This window comes from Trueperaceae bacterium (genome assembly GCA_036381035.1).
Lineage (GTDB): Bacteria > Deinococcota > Deinococci > Deinococcales > Trueperaceae > DASRWD01.
The window spans coordinates 1-1,065 of the sequence record DASVDQ010000087.1; the positions used below are offsets into that span (position 1 = coordinate 1).

The following is a 1,065-nucleotide window of genomic DNA, read 5'->3' on the forward strand; positions in this document are numbered from 1 at the left end:
GCGAGCGACCACTCGCGAAGCTCATCACCTTCTAGGATGTGCGTCGCGAACTGTAGAAGCCACCGGCGCGAAGGAAACGTAGTGATCTGCGACGCGCCGGAAAGATACCGATGCACGAACTGCTCGTTGTCCCGCACAAGCAAGCCGTGTGTCATCGGTGCCCATGCGCCGCGCTTCGGTATGTCGTAGGGCTGGGCGGTGGGGCCGCGGTTGATCATGCCTTTGCGGATAGAGGCGTTACCGGCGCCGGATTCGCGCTGAGCGAAGAGCAGCACGAACGCCGCGTCGGTGGGAATGGTCACGTTGTCGATTTCATGCCGCGTGTACGCCTGCGCATCGACATACTGAGACACTGAGCCCCCTGGTAGCCCGCCCCCCGAGATGTCGAAGAAATCCACGCCGAGACGCGTGCGTTCACCCGAAACGGCGCTCTTGATCTCCGCCGAAGCGGATATGACGTCACCGGCCGCAAGCCCCATGTCGGAGATGCGCATGCTCTCCGAGGTCGAGGGCAGCCAGTTCGTGAATTCGGTGGCCCCGACAACCTCTCTGCCGGCCGCGTCATATCGGACGAGATTCACCGACGGCCGCCGGATCGCGGGGAGCAGAATCGCGCTCATGCCATCGCCGGTCGAAACAGTTGACCGATCATCGCTTGCGTCTGCGCGCCGGCGATCTGCACGGCAGCCCTGACACCGCGCTCAACCGCCTGCTCCACAGCCACAGGATCGTGAGCGCCGCGAGCGTCTACGTTGATGGTCAACCCACCGAGTTTGTGGTTCGGGATTACCGTTCCCGCGGACCTCGGAGCAATCAGCTCAGGACCGCGCTCACCCACCATGTAGAAACGGCCGGGACTGATCTCGCCGCCCTGTGCTCTGCCGCCGCCGAAGCCGAGGAAGCCGAGGACCTTCGCGCCGAAACCGCCCGCGGGGAATGCGCCGGCAATGACGTTGATCAGCCCGCTCGCCGCGGCTTGCGCAGCCATGCGCTTCAGCATGTTGCCGAAGTTGACCTCGGCACCCAGGAAGGCATCAGCGAGCGAGTCCTCGAACGAGCGGCCGA

At 64.4% G+C, this 1,065-nt stretch carries 2 protein-coding genes; both read right to left on the reverse strand.

The window, feature by feature from the left end; translation table 11 throughout:
• A partial coding sequence (locus VF202_10010; GenBank protein ID HEX7040437.1) for a hypothetical protein occupies window positions 1-620 on the reverse strand: 620 nt, incomplete at its 3' end.
• The coding region (locus VF202_10015) for a hypothetical protein (protein ID HEX7040438.1) at window positions 617-1,065 on the reverse strand (449 nt) is incomplete at its 5' end. The genes VF202_10015 and VF202_10010, both read right to left, overlap by 4 nt.